We start from the raw sequence: 25205 nt of genomic DNA, 5'->3' as shown, positions 1-25205 counted from the left end.
TTGAAGCGCGTTAAGTTGGAAAATATGCTACTTGTTCATTCTTTCCCTGCAATAGTGGGGGGGGGGGTATTTCATTTGGTAAATCTTGCCTTTGTAGCTTTTTTTTCAACGAAATTAGCTAATAGGGAAGTGTGGGCTAAGCTTGCTATTATTTCGCTTATTGCCTGCATTCCGCTCATTCAGCTACTAATGAGTCAAAGTGGATATATCATCGGCCCTGTTGCGCTCGCGAAATACAGAGAGACACTTTCAATTGGTACTTATGATTTTGGTGGGACAGTAAGGTTTACGGCTTATATAAAGTTTATTTTTAACATTGTGACGCTGACTTTTATCACACATGGACTTAGGTTTATTGGTAAAAGTAGATTCAATTTATTAATCAGTCGAGTGTTATTTTTACTTATATTTACCCAGATATTAATGGGTATAATGATTATGTTATTATCGAAACCGTTCATAACAGAACTTGTGTTTCCTATCAAAGGCGCCAGTCCTAATTTTCTTGTTAGGGATCAATTTGGCTACCGCAATTCTGGGTTCTTTTATGAGCCCTCCCATCTATCAATGTTGGTCTCGACGATCACTGCAATCTGGTTGAATTCCTTTTCTCTAAAAAAGATGGCTTTAGCCATTGGTTGCATTGTATTTACATTTTTTACCACACGGTCAGCTACTGGCCCAGCACTGTTCATATTACTGGTGTTCTTAATACGGGCGCCAAGACCGGCTTTAGTCGTCGCGTTTTTGTGCCTATTTTGCTTCCCTCTTGTGAGCAAGTTTATCGCCAGTGAGTTCGGAGGATTGTTTTTCCTCCGTTCGATATTTGAGAGATTTTATTTTCCACAGGTAAATATTTCTAATGTGTTTGGATTTATAACAGGTTTCGATTTTGGGCAAGTATATGCTTTTATACCGATTTACGGGATTGCGATGCAAATAGGAGTATTGGGGTTAGTAATGTTCTTGGTATTCTTTGGAATAAATATTCGTATTTTCTTGATTTTTTTAGTTCTTTGCACAGTATCTCCGCAGCTTTGGTTTTCGATCCAGTGGAGTGCATTGGCATTCCTTTGGGCGGATAACTATCTGACAGATAGGCAATGTAAATGAAACGGAAATTTGATGTGTCAATAGTTACTTCGACGCTAAACTGCCAGAGCGTAATAGCGCGTTGCATGAGCTCGGTAGAAGATCAAAGTCACAATCGCATTGAGCATGTGATTCAGGATGGAGGCTCTGTGGACAATACAGAAACGGTAATTGCAGAAAAATTACATCCGAATGTCAGCTATGAACGAATGCCCGACAAAGGCATATACGAAGGGATAAACAACGCAATTGTACGTTGTAGGGGGGATGTTATTGGTCTTTTGCATTCTGACGATGTGTTCGCATACTCAAACGTTGTTGAAGACGTTATGACATTATTTCGCAGTTCTGATATTGACGTAGTTTATTCAGATTTATCTTTAGGAGTTTTCCTCGAAGATGGATCATTCAAAGTTGTAAGAAAATGGAAAAGTGAAGAATTTCATCCGCGGTTGTTAAGAATGGGGTGGGTTCCACCTCATCCAACATTATTTATAAAACGGAGTATTTTTGATAGAGTTGGTTTTTATAATTCTAATTATAGAATATCGGGAGATTTTGATTTTATGCTTCGTCTATTTAATTTAACGGGCCTAAAATTTAAGTATTTACCAACTGAGACTATTCATATGAGTTTAGGTGGTACTAGTACGAGGGCATTCTATACCGAATTAATTAAACTAAGTGAGGATTTTGAAATATCAAATAAACATGGGTTGCCATTAAGTGGTCTGCTCTTAAAAAAGCTACGTAAATTGCAACAGTTCATTTGAATTGGGATGTGAAGAAATTGGGTATGAAGAAAGCGCTAATAACCGGGGTCACTGGACAAGATGGTTCATACCTCGCTGAATTACTATTGGAAAAAGGATATGAAGTACACGGTATTAAGAGACGTTCTTCGCTTTTTAACACCAACAGAGTTGATCACATCTACCAAAATCCGCAGACTGATTCCGCCAGATTTAAATTGCACTATGGAGATCTCACAGATACATCGAATCTGACACGGATAATTTCGGAGGTAAACCCCGACGAAGTTTACAACCTTGGAGCACAATCCCATGTAGCTGTGAGCTTTGAGGTCCCTGAATACACTGCTGATGTCGACGCCATTGGTACATTGCGTCTACTGGAGGCAATTCGCTTCTTGGGAATGGAGGATAGTACGAAGTTCTATCAAGCCTCCACTTCGGAACTTTTTGGTCTTGTACAAGAGTCCCCCCAAAACGAAAATACGCCGTTCTATCCTCGTTCGCCATATGCTGTTGCAAAATTGTATTCTTACTGGATCACAGTGAATTATCGAGAAGCTTACGGATTGTATGCGTGCAATGGTTTGCTTTTCAATCATGAGAGTTCACGTCGTGGCGAAACCTTTGTTACACGAAAAATTACGAGAGGGTTGGCCAACATTTCCCAGGGGTTGGAGTCATGCCTTTTTATAGGAAACCTGAATGCAAAACGCGATTGGGGGCATGCCAAAGATTATGTGCGTATGCAGTGGATGATGCTTCAAAAAGATATTCCTAAAGACTACGTAATTGCGACAGGACAACAATTCTCGGTTCGTCAATTTGTCATTTGGGCGGCAAAGGAGCTGGGCGTTACATTAGAGTTTTCAGGAAGTGGCGTTGATGAAATTGCTATTGTGGCAACGGTAGAAGGTGACAGCGCTCCCGCCCTAAAAAGTGGTGATGTAGTGCTGCGTGTAGATCCAAGATATTTTCGTCCCGCTGAGGTTGACACCCTCCTAGGAGATGCAACTCTTGCCCACAAAGAATTAGGTTGGAAGCCACAAATCACAGCACAAGAGATGTGCAGCGAGATGGTTTCGGAGGATCTAAAAAGCGCAAAGCGTTACGCTTTATTGAAAAAATATGGCCTTGATATTCCAGTGTCTTTAGAAGGTTAGTGTAAAGTGCTGAAAGTTTATGTGGCAGGTCATCGAGGGATGGTCGGTCGTGCCATCACGCGCAAGCTCTTAGCTCGGCAAACCGCCGGAGTGCAAATTGAGTTGATTACTCGCACGCATGATGAACTCGACCTTTTGGAGCAGTCAGCTGTTAGGGCTTTTATGCAGGAGGAGCAGCCTGATGTGGTCATTTTGGCTGCTGCCAAAGTCGGCGGTATCCATGCGAATAACACCTATCCTGCAGAGTTCATTTACAATAATCTCATGATTGAATGTAATGTAATTCATCAGGCCTTTGAGGCGGGGGTGAAAAAATTATTGCAACTCGGTTCAACATGCATCTATCCACGAGATGGTAGCCAGCCGATGCAAGAAAGTGCACTGCTGACGGGGCCGCTAGAACCCACAAACGAACCTTACGCGGTTGCAAAAATTGCGGGGATCAAACTTTGCGAGAGCTATAATCGCCAACATGGTGTTGACTTTCGATCGGTTATGCCCACAAACCTTTACGGTCCATACGATAACTTCCATGAGAGTAATAGTCATGTTGTGCCCGCTTTGATTCGTCGATTTCATGAAGCTGTACGATCTGGAGCAAAGAAAGTTGAAATTTGGGGAACTGGAAAGCCAAGACGGGAATTTCTTCATGTAGACGACATGGCAGACGCTTCACTTTTCATTTTAGATTTACCAAAACTGAAATATGAGGAGCAAACCAGCCCGATGTTGAGTCATATAAATATTGGCACGGGCAAGGATGTTGCAATCATTGAACTAGGGAATATAATCGCAGATATTGTTGGATTTAGTGGTAAGATTGCGACCGATCATAACAAGCCGGACGGAACCATACGGAAGCTTACTGATACAACTCGTCTAAACACTTTAGGTTGGTCCCCCAAAATAGGCTTGGTAGAAGGTATCGAGCAGACATACGCTTGGTACTTGGAGAATTTGAAAGCCTGCAAAAACTAAACCCGCGGGGTGTCTAGAAAATGCGGGCCGATGCACATGAGAATGACCCAGATGGCTGAACGCGTAAGGCCAAGCCTTCGCATTGGGCATCATAAAGGGTGTATTCCTTATCTTGTAGCTTTAAACCAGATAAAAGCAGAGGTGTAAGTAGCGTTAGCGTTTTCATTTTGTCGCTCCTTCCTATAAGGCCCGCCGCCACTCGATGAGTTCTTTCCTGAACTGCTTTTGATCTAGCTGTTCGTTTTTACAAAATGCAGAAAGAGAGAGTTTTGAATTGCTGAAGCGCTTGAATATTGACTTGCCATGCAGGATTGGCTGCCTCGAAACAGATTTCGCCGAAAATGTCTTTTCAAAGTGCGCACCCACCCGCTTGCTAGCGTTCGAAACACTCTTCTCGTTTAAGTGAGCGTAACCGGCAGTGGTGTCTTGATCGGCGTGGCCAAGCAAGCCGCCAATGATTGTCAGATCAACATCCATATTGACAGCAGTGGACGCGAAACTGTGGCGCAAATCGTGAATTCTGAAACTTGGTAGTCCCAAATCCGTGCGACCCTTTTGCCAAATCTGATTCACCCGATTGGCGAAACGAGTAGGGACTTCGCCGACAAAGATGTGATCATTGTTTCGAGGCAGTGAGGCCAACAATTTGATGGTGGGTTTACCCAGCCAGATAAATTTGGGGCCATTTTTTGAATCAGGCAGTATGATGCGGTTTTGTTCCAGCTGGTGCCAACAGGCAGCTTCTGCTTCACCTCTTCTACACCCTGTCTGCGCAACAAACCTGATAAACGCTAATTCGATTGAATATTCCTGATCCCAATTTGAAGGGATTGCTCAAGTTTGGCGTAGCCATCTGGGTCCAAATACTCTGCGACAAACTCAGATTTATGCCGCCTTAGCCCCTTACATGGATTGCTGCTGGGGAGACGTAGACCGACAATCTCGGCATGGTTCATCAGGTCGGATAGTACAGCTAGGGCACGGTTTTTTGTTCCTGCTGATCCGCCCAACTGGTTGTACCAGGTCACCACATCGTAACGTTCAATCTGGCTCACCTTTCGATCACCCAATATGGGCAAAATCTGATTTTTTAGATTCGACAGATGTCCGCCTCGTGTAGCGGGCTTCCATCCGCTTTTACACTGTGCAAAATACAAGGGCGTAAATTGTTTGATTGATGTGTGAGCCGATAGCTTTGGATGCTCAAGCTGCAATCCATCTAAACAGGCCTCGGCCAAGATACGTGCTTGTGCCAATCCTATGCCGTCAACTCCACCAAGACTTCGTCTTATGGATTTGCCATTTATTCTGGTTTGGACAATCCACGTTTGTTTTTCGCTGCGGATACGTAGACCCAATTGAGGGATCATATCATCCCAAACAACGCTGTCAGGTTTGGAACTATCTACTGGGTGTTTTTGGCTAGTGGGTACCACTTTTAGTTTTGGCATGACTGCCTCCTCTGCTTTCAGGAAAAAATCCACGCAAATCCCTGGAAAGCGCTCAGGAAAAGCGGGGAAGCAGGGAGGAGAAGGGCCGCTCAATCGCCACTCGGGCTCTCTTGCGGCCTAAACTTCCAATTAAACCAACATCTTACTCTTATTCCTATTTTGGACCAAATCGGATGCCGTCCTCAATATCCCTTCACACGCTACGCACCCCCATGCAAAGGGAGAAAGCCGTAGGTTTATCAATAACTTATTGGATTTTCCGATGTGAAAAAATGACATATTTTTTTATGTCAATATTTTCAATAACTTAAGTGATGTTGTCCCACTGAATTTGGGTGCTGTCCCACTGTTTTTGTGGGTGGGACAGGCTATATAAGTATTTGCTAAATCTCTTTCTCTTTAGTTTTTTCGTTTGCCGGCATGCTTTGTTAAGAAGGTTCTTTATCTTCATCATGGGAACGATCGACGATCTTTAGATCAAGAACAAGCTGTGAATATCTGTTCCTTCGTGGCTCAGGGATATTGGAGGTGTGCCAAGATATCTACCGAACGGCATTCCACACCAACCCAAAAAGTGGTTGCCAACGAACAACCCGCCACCAGCTCCCGCCTACCGCTGCGTCTTCCGCCAATCCGGTGCTATCCATGGCCCTACATTTTCCCGCGGCAAAGGTGCTTTGCCCAGAATATGATCTGATGCTTTTTCGCCGGTCATGATGGAGGGCGCATTGAGGTTGCCGTTGGTGATGCGGGGGAAGATGGAGCTGTCGGCGACGCGCAGGGCGTCTATGCCGATGACGCGGCATTCTGGGTCGACGACGGCGTTTGGGTCGTCGGCTTTGCCCATGCGGCAGGTGCCGCAGGGGTGGTAGGCACTTTCGGCATGGTCGCGGATGAAGGCGTTGAGCTCTTCGTCGCTTTGTACGTGTTCTCCGGGTTGGATTTCGTGGCCGCGATAGGGGGTGAAGGCGTCTTGGGCGAAGATTTCGCGGGTCAGGCGGATGCAGGTGCGGAAATCTTCCCAATCTTCCGGGTGCGACATGTAGTTGAACTGAATTTTGGGGTCGGCGGCAGGGTCGGCCGAGTTCAGCGTGACACTGCCGCGGGATTTTGACCGCATGGGCCCCACATGCGCTTGAAAGCCATGGCCTTCGGCGGCGGCTTGGCCGTCATAGCGCACGGCGATCGGCAGGAAGTGGTATTGAATGTCGGGATATTCAACGCCCGGTTTGGAGCGGATAAAGGCGGCGCTTTCAAACTGGTTGGAAGCGCCCACGCCCTTGCGGGTGAACAGCCACTGGGCGCCGACAAAGGCTTTGCCCAACAGATTCCAATATTTAAACAGTGACACCGGCCTGATGGCGGCCTGTTGGATATAAAGCTCCAGATGGTCTTGCAGGTTTTGGCCCACGCCCGGGCGGTCGGCGATTACATCGATATTGTGATCGCGCAGGTGCGCGGCTGGGCCAATGCCCGACAACATCAGCAGTTTAGGCGAGTTGATAGACGAGGCGGCAACGATCACTTCCGCCTCGGCACTGATCACTTCTGTTTGGCCGCCATGTTCAACTTCAACACCGGTGGCGCGACCATCTTCAATGACGATCTTGCGGGCCAGCCCGCGCACGACTGAGACATTGCCGGTTTTCAGCGCCGGTTTGAGATAGGCCTTATAGGCCGACCAGCGTTCACCCTTGTGAATGGTCGCATCATAAGGGCCAAAGCCTTCCTGCTTTTCGCCGTTATAATCATCTGTTGTCTGGTAACCGGCTTGGGCGCCTGCTTTCACAAAGGCTTGCACCAGCGGGTTGTCGCGCTTGCCACGGGAGACGTGCAAAGGTCCGTTCTTGCCGCGCCAGGAGGGGTCGCCGCCATGGCCGCCATCGTCCCAATTTTCCATGCGCTTATAATAGGGCAACACATCGGCATAAGCCCAGCCTTGCGCGCCCATTTCGGCCCAGTGATCAAAGTCGCGCGCGTGGCCGCGCACATAAACCATGCCGTTGATCGAAGAGGAGCCGCCCAACACCTTGCCGCGCGGGGTAACCAGGCGACGGCCGCCCAGATGCGGCTCCGGCTCGCTCTCATAACCCCAATCATAACGCTTCATATTCATGGGGTAGGAGAGGGCGCCCGGCATTTGGATAAAGGGTCCGGCGTCGGTGCCGCCATATTCCACGACAATGACTTTTTTGCCCGCTTCTGCGAGGCGATAGGCAATGGCGCAGCCTGCGGAGCCAGCGCCGATGATCACATATTCTGCGTGCACAACTAAATCCTTAAAACGGGGCTTCCACGTCGTTCATCCCGACATAAACAGTTTTGAGTTGGCTGTAATGTTCAATGGCAGCCTTTGAATTTTCGCGACCAACGCCTGAGACTTTCATGCCGCCAAAGGGCGCTTCCACCGGTGTCAAATTATAGGCGTTGATATAGCAGGTGCCGGCTTCAAACGCCGCGGCCACGCGATGGGCGCGGGTGAGGTCAGCGGTGAAGACGCCTGCGGCCAGACCAAACTCGGTGGCATTGGCGCGCCGGATCGCTTCATCCTCATCGCTAAACCGCAACACGGACATGACCGGGCCGAAGATTTCTTCGCGGGCGATGGTCATCTCGTCGGTAACGTCAGCAAACAGGGTCGGCTCAATATAGAACCCATTGCCCTCAATCACCTTGCCGCCTTTAACAAGACGGGCGCCTTCGTTCTGCCCAATGCGGATATAATTTTCGACAATGTCGCGCTGTCGAGCAGACACCATGGGGCCGATGGTGGTGGCCTCGTTCATCGGGTCGCCAATCTTTGCGTCTGCCATCCGCTCGGCCACCCGCGCGACGAACTTGTCGTAAAGCCCATCTTGCACAAAAACGCGGGTACCGTTCGAGCAGATTTGGCCGGTGGAATAGAAATTGCCATTGATCGCGGCGGCGACGGCATTGTCCAGATGCGCATCATCAAACACCACAATCGGCGATTTGCCGCCCAACTCCATGGTGACATGGCGAATGCCATCTGCGGCGGCGGCATAGACTTTGCGGCCTGTGGGCACCGAGCCGGTGAGGGAGACTTTATCAACGCGCGGGTCGGTCACCAATGCGCCGCCAACGGGGCCTGCGCCTTGCACCACATTAAACAGGCCGTCCGGTGCGCCCGCTTCCTTAAAGATTTCGGCCAGCTTCAGGGCGGTGAGGGGCGTGACTTCGGAGGGTTTGAACACCAGGGCATTACCACAGGCCAGCGCTGGTGCGGCTTTCCAACTTGCAATCTGAATAGGATAGTTCCAGGCGCCGATCCCAACGCACACGCCAAGGGCTTCGCGGCGGGTATAGACAAAATCGCCGCCCGCGACCGGAATATGCTCGCCGGTCAATGTGCCCGCCAAACCGCCGAAATATTCAAGTGCGTCGGCACCAGAGGCCGGGTCTGCGATCAGGGTTTCGGACAAGGGCTTGCCGGTGTTCATGGTTTCAAGTTCAGAGAGTTCGCGGTTGCGGTCGCGCATTAGGTCGGCCGCACGGCGCAAAACGCGGCCGCGTTCGGTGCCGGACAGCGCTGCCCATGCCTTTTGCGCCGCGTTGGCGCTGTCCAATGCCGCATCGATAATCGCAGGTGTGGCCGCATGCAGCGTGGCGATCACTTCGCCGGTATGCGGATAGATCACCTCAATCTTATCGCCGTCCGCATCGTCAACATATTGGCCGTTCACAAAGTGGCTGGCTTGGGGTTGATAGGTCATGCTTATTTTACTCCTGGGGCCCAACAAGAATGGCCATTGGATCGGGATCTGCCTGTTCGGTGGAGATCACATCATTTTCTGAAATTTCGGTGCATTCGGCCGCGATGGCGCGCATCACATGTTGTGAGCCTTCGGACCCGTCCAACTCGGGCGCTTCGCCATCGGCATTGCTCACGCCGCGCGTATCAAGCGCATATCGTAGATAGAGCCCGTCAATCAGACCAGCAATCCGCCGGGCCACGTCGGGCGCCCGTTCGCCGATTTTGGGGCGCAAGGCGTCGACAAGATTGGAATGCAGCCGGCGCTGATACACATATAACAGGCGGCGCGCCTGTTCTGAACGCAACGACAAGGCGTAAAAATTAACCCAGGCGGAAATGGCTTCACGCCGAAAGCTGGTCATGCCGAAACTGGCCTCGGCGATGGCCCCCAGCCGTTCGTCCGGTGTTTTTTTTCCGCGCAAGGCTTGGCGCACATCATTGCCATATTCGCTCAGGATTGAGCGCATGGCGGCCAGAAACAGTCGTTCCTTGTCGTTAAAATAGTGAAAGGCTAGGCCCGGCGACACGCCCGCACTCTGGGCAATCTGGCTGGTGGTCACGTTCAACGTGCCTTTTGCACCGATTTCCCGGATGGTCGCAGCGATGAGTTCCTGGCGTCTTTCTGCTTCCGATTTGCGTGCCATAGAGGTCTTTCCAGATTCGAAGGTTGCATTTCTCGATTAATATATTATTAATTGACCCGTCAATCAATAACTCGCGTATTGATCACACGAACTTTAAAGGGGAACCTCATGAAGCGTACACTTACCGCTGCAATTCTCACGCTGAGCGCAACTTCTGCGCTGGCCAACAGTTGCGAAACAGTCACCTTCTCTGATGTGGGCTGGACCGACATCACCGCCACAACAGCTGCCACCACCACCGTGCTTGAAGCACTTGGTTATGACACCACAACCCGTGTGTTGTCTGTGCCTGTAACCTATGTGTCACTCGAAGAAGGCGATGTTGACGTGTTTTTGGGCAACTGGATGCCCACCATGGAAGCCGATATTGCGCCTTATCGCGAAAAAGGCACCGTGGACACTGTGCGCGCCAATTTACAGGGCGCGAAATATACACTGGCCACAAACGCCGCTGGCGCTGAGCTTGGCATCACCGATTTTGGTTCGATCGCTGAGCATGCCGATGCCCTTGATGAAACCATTTACGGCATTGAGCCAGGCAATGATGGCAACCGTCTGATTCTGGATATGATTGCGGAAAACGCGTTTGGCCTGGAAGGCTTCGACGTGAAAGAAAGCTCGGAGCAAGGCATGTTGTCGCAAGTGGCCCGCTTGACCAAAAAGGGCGAGCCGATCGTCTTCCTCGGTTGGGCGCCGCACCCCATGAACGCCAATTTTGAGCTGACCTATCTTGCCGGTGGCGATGACTGGTTCGGGCCAAACTATGGTGGCGCGACCGTTTATACCAACACCCGCGCGGGCTATGTAGACGAGTGCCCGAACGTTGGCAAATTGTTGCAGAACCTCGAGTTCTCACTTGAGATGGAAAACGAGATCATGGGCGCCATTCTCAATGATGGTGAAAATGCAAGCGATGCAGCAAAAGCATGGTTGAAAGAAAACCCCTCCGTGCTTGACGGCTGGTTGGCTGGCGTCAACACCAAAGATGGCGACGAAGGACTGCCTGCTGTTAAATCAGCGCTTGGCCTTTAAGGCACAACCCTGAAATCAAGGCCTCGCGCCAGGGCGCGGGGCCGATTTTCTTCTAGCATCAGACCATAAAGGGGGCCCACATCGTGGATTGGCTGACGTCATACAAAATTCCCGTAGGCAAAGTCGCAAGTGCGATTTTTGAATGGATTAGAGATCATGCTGAGGGATTGCTCGACCTGCTGTCGATCATTCTAGAGGCCATGATTGATGGTTTTTTGTGGCTGTTACAGACCCCACATCCCTTGCTGGTGATTGCCGCTTTTGTGGTGTTCACCTGGATCATGCAACGCAGCTGGAAAACCTGTTTGCTCGTCGCACTTGGCTTTCTTTTTGTCTTCAACCAAGGCTATTGGGAAGAAACGACTGAGAGCCTGACTTTGGTGCTGTCGGCCTGCATAGTCTGTATGTCTGTTGGTGTGCCGATCGGGATTGCCGCCGCGCACCGACCGCGGCTATACGCCATGATGCGTCCGGTGCTTGATCTGATGCAGACTTTGCCCACCTTTGTTTATCTGATCCCCGCGATTGTATTTTTCGGCATTGGCATGGTGCCCGGGCTGATCGCGACCGTGATCTTTGTGTTGCCCGCCCCAATCCGCTTGACCCAATTGGGCATTTCATCCACGCCCAGCCGGTTGACCGAAGCCGTGCGCGCTTTTGGTGGCACGGATCGCGATGTGCTGATCAAGGCCGAACTGCCCTTTGCCTTTCCTCAAATCATGGCCGGGTTGAACCAGACCATTATGTTGGCCCTCTCGATGGTGGTGATTGCCGCGCTTGTGGGCGCTGACGGCCTTGGCGTGCCAGTGGTGCGGGCGTTGAACCAGGTGAATACCGCCCTTGGATTTGAGAGCGGAATTGTCATTGTTGTGGTCGCTATTTTGCTGGACCGTATGTTGAACCGGGGGTCTTCTGAACAATGAGTGTTGCTGTAAAAATCGATAATGTCTCCATCGTATTCGGTGATGCGCCAGAAAGTGCACTGCCCTTTATGGATGAAGGGTTGGACCGCTCCACTGTGCAGGAGAAAACCAATCAAGTGCTGGGCGTGCATAATTGCTCGCTTGAGGTGAATGAGGGCGAAATATTGGTCCTGATGGGCCTGTCCGGCTCCGGCAAATCTACACTTTTGCGCGCCGTAAATGGCCTTAACCCGGTGGTGCGCGGTGCCGTGCACGTGGATGAAGGCGATGGACTGATGAATGTCACCGAAGCGTCGGAGGCTGATTTGCGCCGTATACGTCGAGAGCGCGTGGCGATGGTGTTCCAGCAATTTGGCCTGCTGCCTTGGCGTAGCGTGGCAGAAAATGTTGGGCTCGGATTAGAGCTGGGCGGCATGTTGAAAGCAAAACGCCGCGAAGTGGTGATGGAACAGCTGGGTCTTGTGGGCCTGTCCGAATGGGCAGACAATAAGGTGAGCGAGCTTTCCGGCGGCATGCAACAGCGCGTGGGGCTGGCCCGCGCCTTCGCCACCGAGGCGCCCATCCTTTTGATGGATGAGCCTTTTTCCGCCCTCGATCCGCTGATCCGCACCAAATTGCAAGACGAGCTTTTGGAGCTGCAGGAGCGGCTGAAACGCACCATCATCTTTGTGAGCCACGATCTGGATGAAGCTTTCAAACTGGGCAACCGCATTGCGATTATGGAAGGCGGGCGCATTGTGCAATGCGACACGCCCAATGGCATCGCCAACAACCCGGTCAGCGATTATGTGGAAGAATTTGTCGCCCACTCCAATCCGCTCACCTTCTTGCGGGCAAAAGATGTGATGACCGATGAGGACATGAGCGGTGATTTGCAGGTGGACGAAAACACCCCGGTCATGGAGTTCGCCGCCGATCTGAGCGCAACCCATCAATCAGTTGTCGTCACGCGCGACGGGAAGCCAGTGGGAATGGTCACCTCGGATTCGCTATTGCGCCGATTGGTGACGTGATGGTGGCGCGGCGAATGGATCGCCGCGCGATCAATGCGTTCGGTCCCGGGGCTTTCGCGACGTGTTATCAGCGGCAGAGGTGTTTCCCGCTTGCCAGGTTTACGAGCCGTTAATTTCGGCCAGCAGCTCGTCGGTGGTCACCTGTCGGCAATAGCCTTTGATGGTGTTGAGTGAATTATCATGCCGCGCCTGGCTATAGGTGGCGCAGGCATCGGTGACCTGGGTGACCAGATAGCCCAAATCGCAGGCATCACGAATGGCACTTTCCACACATTGGTCGGTGATGATCCCAGAGATCACCAACTGCTTAATGCCCAGATTGCGCAACACATAATCGATGTGGGTCGACACAAAGACCGATGAAGAGGATTTAGGGAATATAATTTCATCCTCACCCGGCGCCAGTTCGTCGATCACTTGGCCGTCCCAGGACCCTTTGGGCACGTTGAACCCGGTAATTTTGTAGTCGAGCGACCGGTCACGTCCGTCCAAGGTGAGGCTTTCAATGGTGGTGTACAGCACCTCCATTTTTTTTGCCCGGAACGCCTGTTGCAGCCTTTGCATATTGGGCACCACCTGCTGCTTCATCTGCTCAAAGAACCAGCCATAGTCCTTTTCAAAATCAGCATCGCTCAGATCCTTGAATTCGCCACCGTCGCGTTTGGCGGCGAAATTTTGAACATCGATAAACAGGATGCCGGATTGATGGGCGTCAAGTGGAATATTGCGCGAAAGTGGGGTCATGATAAATCATCCAAATATTGTGTGGTCGCCAGGGCCAGCTGCGCGGCCCATAGATTTTGTCCATTCTCTGTCGATATTTGATCGTTGCGAATTTCAATCAAAGAATGTGGAATATTGTTTCGCTCACCATGATGCGGCACGAACCAATCGCTCTCATCATCTATTTGATAAGGCTGATTCATGCCGATGGCGAGGTCTGGTTGTGCCTGCTGAACATATTTTGCCAACATGGTCGGCGTCGCCGCATCACCCCGATAGAGAAAGGCGAGGGGCCACGGTCGGGGCTCCTCACCCAATGTTGGCGTGAAACTGTGAATTGAGAGCACCAAGCGATAACGCTTGGAGTGAATGGCGTCTTCCACCGCGTGGTGAAACGGCCAGAAGATTTCATCAACGCGCTGTTGTCGGGCTATGGCACTCAAATTCTGGTTGCCGGGAATTGGCACATTGTCCGCAATTTCAGGCATAGCATCGGGTGCCTCCGGCGGGCGGTTGCAATCCACAACCAGCCGACTATAGCGCTGCAAGAGCGCAGGGGCATTCAGCAGTTTGGCCATCCTTTTGGTGACGGCTGCCGCGCCAATGTCCCAGCCAATATGCTTGTCCATATCGGTGTCGGCGAGATTTAAACCATTGAGTTTTTCGGGCACCATTTGTCCTGCATGTTCGCACACCAAAAGCACGTCGGCATCGCCTTCGGGGTTGAAAAAGTCAATGGGGTTCGGGTCAGCGTCTGTGAGAAGACGCTGTGCAGGGTCAGTTAAAGCCATGTCGCGTCTCCTAAACTTTTTCGGCTTTCAAAGAAGCGGCTGGCAATAGGCCGTTGGGGCGCATCAGCAACACGAGGACCACAAGGCCGAGGCCAATCGGGTCTCGGAACTCCTGCAGCGCGGGCGGCAGGAAGGCGGCGAGATAGATCTCGATAAAGCCCAGGAGAAACCCGCCTGCTACCGCACCGCGCAAACTGCCCAGGCCGCCGAGAATGGCCGCAATGAACGCTTTTAATACTGGGGTGAAGCCCATAAGAGGGTCAACGGAAGCCCGCTGGCTGACCCAAAGGATGGCGGCCACGCCCGCCAACAGACCAGAAATGGCAAATGCCCCGGCAATCACGGTGTTGGCGCGGATACCCATCAGACGGGCAACGGCGAAATCTTCTGCCGCAGCGCGCATGGCGATGCCATATTTCTGTTTTGACAAAAAGCGATCCAGAAAGATCAGCATGATCACTGTTGAGATGATCGCAACCAATTTATTGACGCCGATCACCAGGCCACCAATCATGATGCTGCCGGAAAGGGCTTCGGGCAATAGCACCGGTTGTGACCGCACTGAAATCAGGTTTTGGAACAAGACTTGCAAAATCATCGCCACGGCAAAGCTGGTGACCAACATGGTGGCGCCCGAACTGTTGCGCACAGGTCTAAAGGCGACGCGCTCCATCAACACTGCTGCGAAAGTGGACGCGAGAAGGGCGAGCGGCACGGCAAACACAAATGAGATGCCTGCCAAGCCACAATACATCAGCACATAGCCAGCAATGGTCATCAATTCGCCGTGGGCGAAGTTGATCAGGCCCATAATGGAAAAGACCACCGCCAAGCCAAGCGCCAAAAGCGCATAGGTGCCGCCAAGGGCGAAGGCATTGACCGTTTGTTGTAAAAAGAGTTCCATTTTACGCGCCCCCTAAATAGGCATTTTGCAAGTTGGTGCTGGCCGCAAGGTCTTTCGCCGCGCCAGAGGTGGCGATCCGTCCATTGGCCAGCACATAGGCGCGGTTGGCCACTTCTAGGGCCATGGAGACATTTTGCTCCACCACCAAAATGGTCACGCCTTGCTGGTTCAATGTGGTGATCAGTTCAAAAATCTGTTCTATAATTTTGGGTGCGAGGCCAAGGGACGGCTCGTCCAGCAGCAACATTTTGGGGTTGCTCATCAACGCGCGCCCAACGGCCAGCATTTGTTGTTGTCCGCCAGAAAGGGTGCCTGCAAATTGGTCGCGCCGCTCCGCCAAAATGGGAAAGAGGGTATAGACCCGATCCCACGCGGCAGCGATTTCGTGTGGGTCCTTCATGCCAAAGGCGCCCATTTGCAAATTCTCTGCCACGCTTAATGTGCCGAACACGCGCCGCCCTTCAGGCGACAGGGTTATGCCCAAGCCAGGCAACATTTCAGGCCGCAGATTGGTGATATTTTGCCCGTCGAATTGTACCTCGCCACCGAAGGTGGGCACCAGCCCGGCAATGGCATTCAAGGTTGAAGATTTGCCTGCGCCGTTGGCGCCGAGCAGGGCAATAATCTCGCCCTGCTCAACTTCGAAATTGATCCCGTCAACCGCCTGGACCGCGCCATAGCGCACATCAAGCGAACGGACTTGGAGTAGCGGTTGAACCATGATCAATGCTCCTTTGCCTTACTGCATTTTGGGGGCAGGAATGATGGCTGGATTAGGAGAAGGCTGGCCAATCAATTGACGTTTGCCATCCATCACTCCGATCAAGGTCACTTCCCGCACAGGCATGCCGTTGGTGCCTTTGTAGGTGATCAGGCTGGTTGCACCCTGCACATTTTCCAAATTGGCAATGGCATCGCGCAATTCTTGTGAGGTGGCATCAGGCCCCGCCGCAAGGCTGGCGGCTTCAATCACTTTCGCCAAGTCGTAACCAATCGCGTTGAACACTGTTTGGGACTCTTCGCCATAGGTTTCCTTGTATTTGGCATTAAACTCAGCCATTGCGCTGTTTTCAGTGGGGTGACCGGCCGTGGTGAACACCAAACGGTCAGCTGCTGGCCCGATTGCAAAGGTGGTTGGGCTATCAATGCCGTCAGAACCAATCACCTGGCTGGTGACACCCGCTGCCCGCAACGCTTTGATGAAGGATGGGAAGTCAGGCTCATAAGCAGATGTCATCACGACATCTGGCTGAGGATCCATATTGGCAATTCGAGTGGCAATCGCAGAGAAATCCTGTTGGCCAAGCGTGTATGTGTCTTTGCCAACAACTTCACCGCCCAAGGTTTCCATAACATCCGCAAAATAGAGCGGCATGGAGGTATATTGGGTATCTGGCGAATAGACGATATAGGCCGTTGTCATGCCCTGGTCATATGCCCATTGGGCAGACACGGTGGCTTGCACATTGTCGCCCGGGAAGTTGGCAAACATATAGTCGCCGCCAATCATGGGCAGGGTGGGCGATGAGGCGCAGGTGGAAATGGCGGGCACTTGTGCGCTGTCTACGATGGAAATTGCCGCCAATGATGGATCCGCATCACATGGCAAGATCAGCACTTTAACGCCGGCGTCAACCAGTTCCTGCGTGGCAATGGCGGTTTGCGCCGCGTCTGAGCGCACATCTTTTTGCACCAGTTCAATTTTAAGGGTGCCGCCAATACCTCCGGCCGCGTTGATTTCATCAACGCCCATTTGCAGGCCCTCAACGACGGGGCCATCATAGTGGGCCAAAGCGCCGGTTTGCGCGGTGGCCACACCCACTTTAAGTGTGTCGGCATAGGCGCTACCCGAAAGGGCCATGGCCAAAATACCGGTCGTGAGCAAAGTCTTTTTCATGTCTTCCTCTCCTTTTATGGCGGGTCGGCTATGCCGACCGGCCCAAATAGGCTTCCACAACGGCTGGGTTGTTTCGGACTTGTTCAGGTGTCCCCTCAGCAATCATTTTGCCTTCGTTTAGGACCGCGACGCGGTCGCAAAGCTCATTGATCAATTTTAGATCGTGATCGACGATCAGAATGCCGATGCCCAACTCCGCACAAAGCTTGCGCAGCGTTTCCATCAGACCATCTGTCTCTTCGCGGTTCATGCCCGCGGCAGGCTCATCCAAAAATAACAAGGTGGGTTCGCAGGCGAGGGCGCGGGCAATTTCCACCCGGCGTTGATCGCCATAGGACAGGGTGCCGGAATCCGCATCCGCGCGATCCAACATGCCCAACCGCTCCAGGGCCGCATAGGTGCGTGCCTCAGCGTTCTGCCCCCCTCGGGTAGACAGCGCGGCCACATGCACGTTTTGATAAACCGTCAAATCCGGGAACAAGCGGATATTTTGAAAGGTACGGGCAATGCCGAAATTGGCCACTTGATTGGATTTACGGCCAATCAATTCTATCTCGCCCAGTTTCACGCTGCCCACTGTTGGCTTCAGCACGCAAGACAGCATGTTCATCACTGTGGTTTTGCCAGACCCGTTGGGGCCGATCAGGCCGAAAATCTCACCGGGTTTAAGGGTCAGCGACACATCATTCACCGCCGTCAATCCACCGAACTGCATAACCAGTCCACTTGCTTGCAGTTCGGTGCGCTCTTCCACCGGCCTTGCGGCCACGGGAGCATTTGGGGGAGAGATGTCGCGGGCGAAGAATCGTTCTTCCCATTCCTTGAGCCCGGCCAAACCATTGGCCTTACGGAACATAGCGAACAAGATGATTAACCCGATGCCGATCTGGGTGGTGCCGAAAATGGTGGGCATCTCAAACCCAAACAGGGTGAAGCCGCTTTCAAACCGACGCAAAATTTCGGTGATCAATGTGATCACCACTGCGCCCGTAAAGGCCCCGGTGACTGTGGACATGCCGCCGACAATTAACATGGACAGCAAAAAGAATGTGTCCGTAAAATAGAACTTTTTGGGGCTGAACGCGCCCAGAAAATGCGCCAGCAACGAGCCAGCCAAGGCCATCAACATGGCGCTCACGATAAAAGAAATCAGGCGCTCTTTTTGAATATTGATGCCCACAGCATTGGCGGCGATGGCATTGTCGCGCCCGGCGCGCAAGCGTAAACCAGACACCGAATCCCGATAGAGCCGCGCCGCGATCAGGGCAATGATGCATGCGATGGCGGCGGTCCATAGCGTGGTCTCGCGCGGCACGCCGAAAAAGGTTTGTGCCCCCCGCGTGACATCGCGCCAACCAATGGTGACGCCATGCACAATAATCAGGAGACCAAGGGTGGCGATGGTGGCTGCAGAGCCTTCCAATCGCCCGATTGCCGCCCCGATGATGGCGGCGACCACACCGACAAACAGCACGGCAATGAGGGTTGCTGAAACAAAGTCAAGTTGCGTGGCCGCCAACCAGCTGGGGAGATTGGGCAGGGTTGCTGTTTTCAACGGCACCGGCAATGTGAGCAGTGCCGCGCAATAGGCGCCAATGCCCATAAAGCCCACATGGCCAAAGCTCAAAATGCCGCTATTGCCGCTATATACGCCAATGCCAGCCACCCCGATTAGGGAAACCAGAAACACGATCATGGTGCGTTCCAAGGCACCACTGCCAAAACTGGTGAGGCCGGCAATCGCGATAATCACCAGGAAAATCGCCGCCGAGGCAAAAACAATATGGCGCTGTGGTGCAGTGATCATTTATTCTCCCCCAAGAGATTGGACGCTTTTAGGATTTGATAAATATTTTTCAAAGTCAACATATAAAATTTTGATTGACGAATTTTTTTCATTTGCAATAATGGCAAATGTGGGGAGGAATTTATGACAGTTCGGGTACAGCTCGCAGAAAAAGCGGATGAATTTACCGCCAATGAGCGCAAGCTCAGCGCTGCTATATTGGCGGATTATCCGTTTGCTGGGTTGGCGCCCATTCAGGCGTTGGCCGAGAAGACCAACGTTTCTGCCCCCACCATCTCTCGTTTTGTGACCAAGCTTGGCTATGCGGGCTTTCAAGATTTCCAGCAGCAACTGATTGCTGAATTGAAAGAAGGCCAAAAATCGCCAGTGGATTTGCACCCGACAAGGCGACAGGTGGAAGGCGACGATTATTTGAAAGGATTTTTTCAGCGGGCCGAGCAATTGCTGCACGAAACCTGCGACATGATCGCCGCCAGCCAATTTGAGCGGGTCTGCGCTATGTTGTCAGATGACAAACGCGGGCTTTTCTTGATTGGTGGTCGGATGAGTGACCCTATCGTGCAATATCTGTCGCGTCATTTGCGCCAATATCGCGCCAATGTGTTTCACTTGCCCTCGGACCCTGAAGTATGGCCGGAATATTTGCTGCGCATGCGGCCCAAGGATATTTTGGTGACCATAGACTTTCGGCGTTATCAAAAATCACTCGCCGAATTGGCGCAGATGGCGGTCCATAATCAAGGTGCCCGGCTGGTGCTGATCACCGATAAATGGATGTCGCCCATTTCAAAAGATGCACAAGAAGTTTTGCCCGTCCCCATTGATAGCGGAACTGTTTGGGACAGTTATGCAGCGGCGCTGGCTCTGGCTGAGGCCATTGTCGCCCGTGTGACCGAGACCAACTGGGATCAAACCCGCAATCGCATTGAAGCCTGGGACGCGGCTCGATTGAATTTTGAAGGACGTAAAATATGATCAATAGCCCACTTGTTTTTGCCGCGACCTGTGACTTGTCTGGTCAAGTACGTGGCAAAGCCTTTCCCGTGTCTGAACGCGCTGGTCGCGCAAAAAAAGGGATTGGCTGGGTACCGACCAACAGCCTGATCACTTGCTTTGATGGCATTGCGCCGTCGCCGTTTGGTGCTTTGGGCGATTTGGTTATTGTTCCAGACGAGAAGGCGGAAATCTGCGTTGAGTTCGAAAAAGGCAACCCCGCTGAACGCCTGGCGCTTGGCGATATTTGCACGTTGGATGGCACCCCTTGGGGGCTGTGCCCACGCTCCATATTGCAAGCCGCACTTGAACGGCTGGATCGTGCCGCGGGTTTGCAGGTCAATGCCGCCTTCGAACATGAGTTTCAAATGCCCGATCTTGACCTGCAACCTGGCGAGGCCTTCAATTATGGGGCCTTCAGCCATCACCGCGTGTTTGGTGAGGCACTGGTGGCCGCCATGGAGGCGGGGGGCATCAAGCCCGACACATTCTTAAAAGAATATGGTGCCCGTCAGTTTGAAGTGACCAATGCGCCAGCGCTGGGCAAAAAAGCTGCAGATTGGGCGGTTTTGTTGCGCGAATTGACAAAACGTTTGGCCCGCACCATGGGCCATCATGCCAGCTTTGTACCGATCATCGACCCCGACGGTGTGGGCAATGGCGTGCACGTGCATATCAGCTTTTTGGATCAGCACGATGCGCCGGCCACCTATGATGCCGACCATCCTTATGGCATGAGCGCCACAACTGGGTCTTTTATTGCCGGTATTTTGAAATATCTCGATAGCTTTTTGGCGCTCACGGCCCCAAGCGACATTTCTTATTTGCGGCTCACCCCGCATCGTTGGAGCGCCGCGTACAATAATCTTGGCTATCATGATCGGGAAGCCTCAGTGCGGATTTGCCCGATCACCGCCAAAGACGAAAAGAAACGCGCCAAGCAATATAATTTTGAATTCCGCGCTGCCGACGCCGCCGCCTCCCCCTATCTGGTGATGGCCGCATTGGTACATGCCGGTGCACAAGGCATTGAAGACAATTTGCCCATGCCGGATGTGACACAAGAAGATTTGTCCGAATTGCCTGAGAGCGAGTTGCACGCGCGCGGCTATGTGCGTTTGCCCCAAACATTGAGCGAGGCACTTGATCGGTTCGAGCAAAATGAAACCGTGCGCTCTTGGTTTGATCCGCAATTCAGCGACGTCTATCTGGCCCTCAAACGCGCCGAGATTGAACATGTCAAAGACTTGTCCGATCTCGAAAAATGCGCGCTCTACTCCAAGGTGTATTGAGCGGCTAAATCTGATTGGCGGACTGGAGCAAAACGAACATGACACCCCTTTATGAGCGCGATAGGGCAGCCCTTTCATCGCTGCAGAAACTGCGGTTTTTTCCTCTTTCTGTTACTGGTGGTGCGGGTTGCCTGCTGATCGAAGAAGGTGGGCGGGAGTTGTTGGATCTCTCTGCGTCGTGGGGCGCGGCTAGTCTTGGACATGGTCATCCTGCTATGCGGGCAACTATAGAGCGGGCGCTGTCCAATCAGGCTGGCGCATCGATCCTTTCGGGAACAAATGAACCCGCAGTCGAATTGGCTGAAATGCTGTTGAAATTGACGCCCGGAAAGGACGATCATCGCCGCGTTTGGTTGGGACATTCTGGGAGTGATGCAAATGAAACTGTTGCGCGGGTTGTGCCTGCTGCTACCGGGAGGTCGCGCATCATGGCATTTTCGGGAGCTTACCACGGGGGCACGCAAGGATCGATGTCTGTATCAGGACATAGTGCTCAAGAGGGTGCTACAAAGGCTGAGGGCCTCACTTTGGTGCCTTACCCCGATTCCTTTCGGCCGTTTGAAAACGACCCCACCGGCGATGCTTTGCTGACCCATATTGAACGTTTGCTCGCGACAAGTTGTCCCGGCGATGAGGTGGCTTGTTTCTTCATAGAGCCTATTCAGGCAGATGGTGGTTTAATTGTTCCGCCCGAAGGCTTTCTGGCGCGTCTGTCAGAAATATGTGCGCATTATGGAATACTGACGGTTTGTGATGAAGTGAAGGTTGGGTTGGCGCGCTCGGGTCTTTTGCATTGTTTTGAACATGAGCGCATCGTGCCGGATATCGTAGTTTTTGGCAAAGGGCTGGGGGGTGGCTTACCCATTTCAGCTGTTGTTGGCCCATCTTGGCTCATGGATCACGCGCCAGCATTCTCCATGCAGACGTTGCACGGCAATCCCGTTTGTGCATCGGCGGCTCTGGCTGTGTTGAAAACGATTCAGGCGGAGGGTCTCGTCTCAAGAGCACAAGAAGTCGGGCGCATCCTTACAAGCCATATCGCCGGTGCAACGGCGCAGCAACCTGAGGTCGGGCATATACGCGGACGGGGGTTGGCCATTGGTGTCGAGCTCATAAGAAAGGAGGATGCTGAGCCAGATGCAGATCTGGCGCGCAAAACTGTTTACCGAGCATGGCAACTTGGCGCGGTCTTTTATTATGTGGGTATGAATTCCAACGTGCTCGAACTGACACCGCCACTTATTCTAACTGAAAATGAAGCGGAGACCGGCGCGCAAATATTGGCGCAGGCGATCAAAGATGCTGCGTCAGGCATGGTTGGTGACGATGAGGTGGCTGAATTCACAGGGTGGTGATTGGCTTGGCTCTCTATTTCATTTTCTTACAAACGTTTACCAAAGTATCCTTGAAATTGATCGGCTCACCTCCAAGGTTCTCAGACCGATAAACACGCAGATCAGGCAGCGCTATCATTTTCATAGATGCCCGAAATGGCTTGAACAAGCTTATCTTCTGTCACCTCATCAGAGGTGAATGTATGCATGATTTCGCCGTGGAACATGGCGACAATTCTGTCTGAAACGCTCAAGATCTCTGGCATTTCGGACGAAATGACGATGACCGCATAGCCCTGGCCCGCCAACTCCCGGATAAGGTTATGGATTTCCGATTTAGACCCGACATCAATGCCGCGGGTCGGCTCGTCCACGATTAGCAAGTTGGGGTGCATCGACAGCCATTTGCCAATGACAATCTTTTGCTGATTGCCGCCAGAGAGATTGCCCACAATCTGCTTCCAATTGGGCGTTTTGATTTCTAGCTTTTCCTTGTATTTTTGGAAAATATCCTGTTCCGCTGCTGGTGCTGTCAGGTTGCCTACGGTCAGGTCGTCGATCTGTGGCAATGTCATATTTTCTCGGCAATTCATACCCAAAACCAGCCCTTGCCCCTTTCGGTCTTCCGGCACCAAGGAAATACCATGATTGATGGCGTCGGCGGGCGAGTTAATCTCCACATGTTTGCCATTGAGATAGATCTCGCCACTGGTCTTGCGCCGCATGCCAAAGATCGTCTCCGCCAGTTCGGTGCGGCCAGCGCCCACCAGTCCGTAAAAGCCAACCACTTCACCAGCATGGACATTGAAACTCACATCCTTAAACAAATCGCCACAGCTCAGATTTTTCACTTCCAGCGTGATCTCTTCTTTTGTCGCCGATTCTTCAGGCCGGGTGTGTTCAAGGCTGCGACCAATCATCAGTTTGGTCAGTTCATCATGGTCTGTCTCGCTGGTCTTGAGTGTGCCGCGATATTCGCCGTCGCGCAGCACCGAAATGCGATCAGAAATCCGGAAAATTTCCTCCATCCGGTGGGAAATATAGACAATACCCACACCCCTTGATTTCAGGTCCTCGATGATGTCAAACAACACAATTTTTTCGGCATCGGTCAATGAGGCGGTGGGCTCGTCAAAAATAACTGTTTTTGCGTCCACCGTTAGGGCACGCGCAATTTCAACCATCTGTTTGTTGGCAATTGACAAGTCGCCCACAATGGTTTGCGCTTTAAAGCCACAATTCAGTCGATCAAGGATTTCATCAACGTCGCTATAAAGCTTGGCCCAGTCGACCCGGCCGAAGCTTTTCAAGGGCAACTCGCCCATATAGATGTTCTCTGCAACTGAGAGTTCTTCGGCAAGACTCAACTCCTGGTGGATGAACACAATGCCTTTGTTCTTTGCCTCAAGCGGTGTGCGCAAAATGGTTGGCTTATCGGCCACTAGGATTTGACCCTCATCGGGCTGATAGATGCCGCCCAAAACCTTCATCAGCGTTGATTTGCCGGCGCCGTTTTCGCCCATCAGAGCGTGCACTTCGCCCGGCAAAATATCAAGACTGACCTTATTCAGCGCGATAACACCAGGAAAGGTTTTGACGATATTTTTGAGGGTCAGAACCGGTTTTTGATCACTCATGCCTTCAACTCCTGTTCGCCTTTGCGGTTCAGCTGGCGGTCAATATAGAGAACCACAATCAAAATGCTGCCGATCACCAGGTTCACCATGGCCGTATCTGCACCGATATGGCCCAGCCCTTTGCGCATCAACTGGATGGCAATCACGCCACCTACTGTGCCGATGATCGAGCCGCGGCCACCGGCAAGTTTGGTGCCACCCAGCACAACGGCTGTGATGATCCAAAGCTCATACAGCATCCCGTCATTAGGGTTCACCGACCCGCTGGCCGAATAGAAGGTGACGGAACTCACCGCCACGAGAAAGCCGATCAATACATAGTTCCACACCATGTGCGGCCCCACCCGAATGCCTGCATTGACGGCGGCGGTGCGGTTGTCGCCTATGGCGAAGGCGTTGCGTCCATGGGCCGTGCGTTTTGTCAGCCACCATGTGAAAGCAATGCACCCCGCAAAAATCAAGATGGGCAACGGAATGCCCAGAGGTGTCGATTCCGCAATGTCGACCAAAGTCCAGTTCAAATGGTAGGTGGGCTGCTCGCCATTATAAAGGAACACCAGCCCACGATAACCAAGCATGGAGCCAAGGGTGACAATGAAGGCGTCCACGCCGGTTTTCCAAACAATCAGGCCATTTATCGCACCCAATATACTGCCGACCAGAATGGCCAATGTCCAAGAAACGGGGATCACCCAATCGCCGAGACCGGCAAAAATCGGCCAGGTCATTGTATCAAGAAGCACGATGGCACACAGGGCAAAGATCGGGCCCACCGAAAGGTCGATATTGCCATTAATCATGATGATGGTCATGCCAAGCGCAATGATCCCCAAGGGCACGGTTTGCTTGATCAAAAGCAGCATATTGTCCGGGGCCAAAAAGCTGCCTTCGGACAGCGATAAGAACTCGCCGGCAATGCCAAAAAACGCCAACTCCAGTGCAATAAAGATCCAGATTGCGCTTTCGCGGAGGTGTTTTGCAAAAATTGTCCTCTTCATCATCAG

The 25205-nt window shown here is 52.0% G+C and carries 23 protein-coding genes; 10 read left to right on the top strand and 13 right to left on the bottom strand.

All coding sequences use genetic code 11. From position 1 onward, the window contains the following. The 4 genes from L1I42_RS07900 to L1I42_RS07885 are packed head-to-tail and all read left to right on the top strand — an operon-like array spanning position 1 to position 3985. Positions 1-1113, top strand: coding sequence for a hypothetical protein (locus L1I42_RS07900; RefSeq protein WP_236113930.1), 1113 nt, complete (start codon positions 1-3; stop codon positions 1111-1113). Beyond that, a complete protein-coding gene (locus L1I42_RS07895) occupies positions 1110-1865 on the top strand; it encodes a glycosyltransferase family 2 protein (protein ID WP_255768668.1) in 756 nt (251 codons plus the stop codon). The genes L1I42_RS07900 and L1I42_RS07895 overlap by 4 nt, the downstream gene beginning before the upstream one ends. A 23-nt stretch (positions 1866-1888) precedes the next feature. Further along, positions 1889-3007, top strand: a complete 1119-nt coding sequence (gene gmd / locus L1I42_RS07890) for a GDP-mannose 4,6-dehydratase (protein WP_236113928.1) — start codon at positions 1889-1891, stop codon at positions 3005-3007. A gap of 9 nt (positions 3008-3016) precedes the next feature. Then, on the top strand, positions 3017-3985 hold the full coding sequence (locus L1I42_RS07885; RefSeq protein WP_255768918.1) for a GDP-L-fucose synthase family protein: 969 nt from the start codon (positions 3017-3019) through the stop codon (positions 3983-3985). A gap of 180 nt (positions 3986-4165) precedes the next feature. On the opposite strand, the gene L1I42_RS07880 is transcribed toward L1I42_RS07885, so the two are convergent. From L1I42_RS07880 to betI, 5 genes are all read right to left on the bottom strand, one after another. Then, positions 4166-4771 (bottom strand): tyrosine-type recombinase/integrase, encoded by a 606-nt coding sequence (locus tag L1I42_RS07880; RefSeq protein ID WP_236114191.1) that lies wholly within the window; start codon positions 4769-4771, stop codon positions 4166-4168. Positions 4772-4776: 5 nt separating this feature from the next. After that, a complete protein-coding gene (locus tag L1I42_RS07875) occupies positions 4777-5436 on the bottom strand; it encodes a tyrosine-type recombinase/integrase (protein ID WP_236113927.1) in 660 nt (219 codons plus the stop codon). A 610-nt stretch (positions 5437-6046) separates the two neighbouring features. Then, complete coding sequence (gene betA / locus L1I42_RS07870; protein WP_236113926.1) at positions 6047-7705, bottom strand: choline dehydrogenase; 1659 nt, start codon at positions 7703-7705, stop codon at positions 6047-6049. A 10-nt stretch (positions 7706-7715) separates the two neighbouring features. Beyond that, positions 7716-9170 (bottom strand): betaine-aldehyde dehydrogenase, encoded by a 1455-nt coding sequence (gene betB / locus L1I42_RS07865; protein WP_236113925.1) that lies wholly within the window; start codon positions 9168-9170, stop codon positions 7716-7718. Positions 9171-9177: 7 nt separating this feature from the next. Continuing rightward, positions 9178-9855 carry a transcriptional regulator BetI gene (gene betI, locus L1I42_RS07860; RefSeq protein ID WP_236113924.1) on the bottom strand — a complete coding sequence of 226 codons (678 nt, stop codon included), beginning with the start codon at positions 9853-9855 and terminating at the stop codon, positions 9178-9180. A 108-nt stretch (positions 9856-9963) separates the two neighbouring features. Between betI and choX the strand changes: the two genes are divergently transcribed. The 3 genes from choX to choV all read left to right on the top strand — a co-directional run bounded on the left by choX (position 9964) and on the right by choV (position 12823). After that, positions 9964-10887, top strand: coding sequence for a choline ABC transporter substrate-binding protein (gene choX, locus L1I42_RS07855; protein WP_236113923.1), 924 nt, complete (start codon positions 9964-9966; stop codon positions 10885-10887). Between the two features lie 83 nt (positions 10888-10970). Then, a complete protein-coding gene (gene choW, locus L1I42_RS07850) occupies positions 10971-11810 on the top strand; it encodes a choline ABC transporter permease subunit (RefSeq protein ID WP_236113922.1) in 840 nt (279 codons plus the stop codon). Beyond that, entirely contained in the window at positions 11807-12823 is a 1017-nt protein-coding gene (choV, locus tag L1I42_RS07845; RefSeq protein WP_236113921.1) for a choline ABC transporter ATP-binding protein, read from the top strand. Before choW ends, choV begins: the two co-directional genes overlap by 4 nt. Before the next feature lie 99 nt (positions 12824-12922). Here choV and L1I42_RS07840 read toward each other — a convergent pair whose 3' ends face one another. From L1I42_RS07840 to L1I42_RS07815, 6 genes are read right to left on the bottom strand one after another with little or no spacing between them, the layout of a single operon-like run. Then, positions 12923-13567, bottom strand: a complete 645-nt coding sequence (locus L1I42_RS07840) for a cysteine hydrolase family protein (protein WP_236113920.1) — start codon at positions 13565-13567, stop codon at positions 12923-12925. Further along, on the bottom strand, positions 13564-14337 hold the full coding sequence (locus L1I42_RS07835) for an N-formylglutamate amidohydrolase (protein ID WP_236113919.1): 774 nt from the start codon (positions 14335-14337) through the stop codon (positions 13564-13566). Before L1I42_RS07835 ends, L1I42_RS07840 begins: the two co-directional genes overlap by 4 nt. A gap of 10 nt (positions 14338-14347) precedes the next feature. Continuing rightward, positions 14348-15241 (bottom strand): branched-chain amino acid ABC transporter permease, encoded by an 894-nt coding sequence (locus L1I42_RS07830; protein WP_236113918.1) that lies wholly within the window; start codon positions 15239-15241, stop codon positions 14348-14350. Position 15242: 1 nt separating this feature from the next. After that, a complete protein-coding gene (locus L1I42_RS07825; protein WP_236113917.1) occupies positions 15243-15962 on the bottom strand; it encodes an ABC transporter ATP-binding protein in 720 nt (239 codons plus the stop codon). Between the two features lie 18 nt (positions 15963-15980). Beyond that, entirely contained in the window at positions 15981-17138 is a 1158-nt protein-coding gene (locus tag L1I42_RS07820; RefSeq protein WP_236113916.1) for an ABC transporter substrate-binding protein, read from the bottom strand. Between the two features lie 28 nt (positions 17139-17166). After that, positions 17167-18945, bottom strand: coding sequence for a branched-chain amino acid ABC transporter ATP-binding protein/permease (locus L1I42_RS07815; RefSeq protein ID WP_236113915.1), 1779 nt, complete (start codon positions 18943-18945; stop codon positions 17167-17169). A gap of 123 nt (positions 18946-19068) precedes the next feature. On the opposite strand from L1I42_RS07815, the gene L1I42_RS07810 reads away from it, so the two are divergent. The 3 genes from L1I42_RS07810 to L1I42_RS07800 are packed head-to-tail and all read left to right on the top strand — an operon-like array spanning position 19069 to position 22585. After that, complete coding sequence (locus tag L1I42_RS07810; RefSeq protein WP_236113914.1) at positions 19069-19920, top strand: MurR/RpiR family transcriptional regulator; 852 nt, start codon at positions 19069-19071, stop codon at positions 19918-19920. Next, positions 19917-21230, top strand: a complete 1314-nt coding sequence (locus L1I42_RS07805) for a glutamine synthetase family protein (protein WP_236113913.1) — start codon at positions 19917-19919, stop codon at positions 21228-21230. Before L1I42_RS07810 ends, L1I42_RS07805 begins: the two co-directional genes overlap by 4 nt. A gap of 38 nt (positions 21231-21268) precedes the next feature. Further along, a complete protein-coding gene (locus L1I42_RS07800; protein WP_236113912.1) occupies positions 21269-22585 on the top strand; it encodes an aspartate aminotransferase family protein in 1317 nt (438 codons plus the stop codon). A 101-nt stretch (positions 22586-22686) separates the two neighbouring features. Here the strand turns inward: L1I42_RS07800 and L1I42_RS07795 are convergent, their stop codons facing one another. Next, positions 22687-24201, bottom strand: a complete 1515-nt coding sequence (locus L1I42_RS07795) for a sugar ABC transporter ATP-binding protein (protein WP_236113911.1) — start codon at positions 24199-24201, stop codon at positions 22687-22689. Then, complete coding sequence (locus L1I42_RS07790; RefSeq protein ID WP_236113910.1) at positions 24198-25202, bottom strand: ABC transporter permease; 1005 nt, start codon at positions 25200-25202, stop codon at positions 24198-24200. The genes L1I42_RS07795 and L1I42_RS07790 overlap by 4 nt, the downstream gene beginning before the upstream one ends. Positions 25203-25205 lie beyond the last annotated feature (3 nt).

The organism is Maritalea mediterranea, assembly GCF_021568695.1.
Lineage (GTDB): Bacteria > Pseudomonadota > Alphaproteobacteria > Rhizobiales > Devosiaceae > Maritalea > Maritalea mediterranea.
This window is presented reverse-complemented; position numbering and strand designations above follow the sequence as displayed.

Coding starts and splice junctions, on each gene's coding strand:
- L1I42_RS07895 (WP_255768668.1), top strand. CDS start 1,110: ATGAAACGGAAATTTGATGTGTCAATAGTTACTTCGACGCTAAACTGC.
- gmd (WP_236113928.1), top strand. CDS start 1,889: ATGAAGAAAGCGCTAATAACCGGGGTCACTGGACAAGATGGTTCATAC.
- L1I42_RS07875 (WP_236113927.1), bottom strand. CDS start 5,436: ATGCCAAAACTAAAAGTGGTACCCACTAGCCAAAAACACCCAGTAGAT.
- betB (WP_236113925.1), bottom strand. CDS start 9,170: ATGACCTATCAACCCCAAGCCAGCCACTTTGTGAACGGCCAATATGTT.
- betI (WP_236113924.1), bottom strand. CDS start 9,855: ATGGCACGCAAATCGGAAGCAGAAAGACGCCAGGAACTCATCGCTGCG.
- choX (WP_236113923.1), top strand. CDS start 9,964: ATGAAGCGTACACTTACCGCTGCAATTCTCACGCTGAGCGCAACTTCT.
- choV (WP_236113921.1), top strand. CDS start 11,807: ATGAGTGTTGCTGTAAAAATCGATAATGTCTCCATCGTATTCGGTGAT.
- L1I42_RS07840 (WP_236113920.1), bottom strand. CDS start 13,567: ATGACCCCACTTTCGCGCAATATTCCACTTGACGCCCATCAATCCGGC.
- L1I42_RS07835 (WP_236113919.1), bottom strand. CDS start 14,337: ATGGCTTTAACTGACCCTGCACAGCGTCTTCTCACAGACGCTGACCCG.
- L1I42_RS07830 (WP_236113918.1), bottom strand. CDS start 15,241: ATGGAACTCTTTTTACAACAAACGGTCAATGCCTTCGCCCTTGGCGGC.
- L1I42_RS07825 (WP_236113917.1), bottom strand. CDS start 15,962: ATGGTTCAACCGCTACTCCAAGTCCGTTCGCTTGATGTGCGCTATGGC.
- L1I42_RS07820 (WP_236113916.1), bottom strand. CDS start 17,138: ATGAAAAAGACTTTGCTCACGACCGGTATTTTGGCCATGGCCCTTTCG.
- L1I42_RS07815 (WP_236113915.1), bottom strand. CDS start 18,945: ATGATCACTGCACCACAGCGCCATATTGTTTTTGCCTCGGCGGCGATT.
- L1I42_RS07810 (WP_236113914.1), top strand. CDS start 19,069: ATGACAGTTCGGGTACAGCTCGCAGAAAAAGCGGATGAATTTACCGCC.
- L1I42_RS07805 (WP_236113913.1), top strand. CDS start 19,917: ATGATCAATAGCCCACTTGTTTTTGCCGCGACCTGTGACTTGTCTGGT.
- L1I42_RS07800 (WP_236113912.1), top strand. CDS start 21,269: ATGACACCCCTTTATGAGCGCGATAGGGCAGCCCTTTCATCGCTGCAG.
- L1I42_RS07795 (WP_236113911.1), bottom strand. CDS start 24,201: ATGAGTGATCAAAAACCGGTTCTGACCCTCAAAAATATCGTCAAAACC.
- L1I42_RS07790 (WP_236113910.1), bottom strand. CDS start 25,202: ATGATGAAGAGGACAATTTTTGCAAAACACCTCCGCGAAAGCGCAATC.